This window comes from Thiobacillus denitrificans DSM 12475 (assembly GCF_000376425.1).
GTDB lineage: Bacteria > Pseudomonadota > Gammaproteobacteria > Burkholderiales > Thiobacillaceae > Thiobacillus > Thiobacillus denitrificans.
In genome coordinates, this window is sequence record NZ_AQWL01000037.1 from 1 (window position 1) to 1,192 (window position 1,192).

At 62.3% G+C, this 1,192-nt stretch carries 1 protein-coding gene and 1 pseudogene; one reads left to right on the top strand and one right to left on the bottom strand.

Translation table 11 applies throughout. The annotated features are described in order from the left end of the window. Positions 1 to 198, top strand: a pseudogene (locus B059_RS21300) (hypothetical protein); the annotation flags it as partial. A gap of 46 nt (positions 199 to 244) precedes the next feature. On the opposite strand, the gene cynR reads toward B059_RS21300, so the two are convergent. Then, on the bottom strand, positions 245 to 1,138 hold the full coding sequence (cynR, locus tag B059_RS0118385) for a transcriptional regulator CynR (protein WP_018079686.1): 894 nt from the start codon (positions 1,136 to 1,138) through the stop codon (positions 245 to 247). Between the last annotated feature and the right edge of the window lie 54 nt (positions 1,139 to 1,192).

Below are 1,192 nucleotides of genomic sequence, written 5' to 3' on the forward strand. Positions count from 1 at the left end.
CTGATGGCACTCGTCGTGCTGCACATCGCGGCCGTGTTCCTGACCTCGCTGCTGCACCGCGAAAACCTGGTGCGCGCCATGCTGACCGGCAAGAAAATGGTCGCCGCCGGCCAGGAAATCGGCTCGGCCCGGCCGCTCGCCGCACTGATCCTGCTCGGCCTGCTGGCGGGCTTGTGGTGGTTCATGTTTTTTGTCTGATGCGGAATGTCTGATGCGGCCAGCGACCCGGTGCAGCGCATGCGCATCAGGTCAACGCCGCATCGGCAATGATGCCTTCAATCAATCCGGCGAAGGCCAAGGCCGCCGCACTCTGGTAGCTCTCCCTGCGCCGCAGAAGGGCCACGGTGCGGTGCGGCAAGGCGGGATCGAGCGCAATATTCCTGAGCCCGGCGTTTTCACGCGTGATCGCATCCGGCAGTATCGTCGCCATGCCCCCGCGCCGGACAATTTCAACCACCGCATTGATGCTATTTGCTTCAATCAGAATTTTCGGGGCAATCCCCTGCTTGTACAAATAGGCATCGACATAGGTGCGCGTCGCAAAATCAGCCGATAACAGCGCCAGCGGCTCCCGCTCCAGGTCGCGCGGGGTGATCGGCCCGGCACGCTGCGCAAACGGGTGGTTCACGCCGACCACAATGCTGAGCTTCTCGGCAAACAGGGGGCGGCACTCTATCTCTGCCGAGCGCACCGGACTGAAGGCGATGCCGAGATCGATCGCGTCGTCGGCCAAAGCCAATTCGAGGGCATCCAGGGACATTTCATTGATGCACAGCGCGATCCCCGGATGGCGGGCGCTGAAACCCGCGATCAGCGGCCCTACCAGATAGGACGTAAAAGTCGGCGTCATTGCCAGGCGCAGAGTGCCGCGCCGCAGGTCGCGCACGTCATGCACGGCACGCTCTCCGGCTTCCAGCTCCCGCAACGCCCTGCGTGCATAGCCGATGTAGGCCGCGCCGGCATCGGTCGCGCGCACGGTCCGGCCGGTTCTATCCAGCAACTGCGTCCCAAGCGCCTCTTCCAACTGCCTGATCTGCTGCGACAGCGTGGGCTGCGAAACATGCAGCGCCTCGGCGGCGCGCGTGAAATTGCGGTGCTCTGCCACCGCGAGAAGGTAACGTATGTGGCGCAATAGCATGCTTGGCAACTATAGGAAATTATTATGGATTTGATTGTATATCGGTCTTGGACT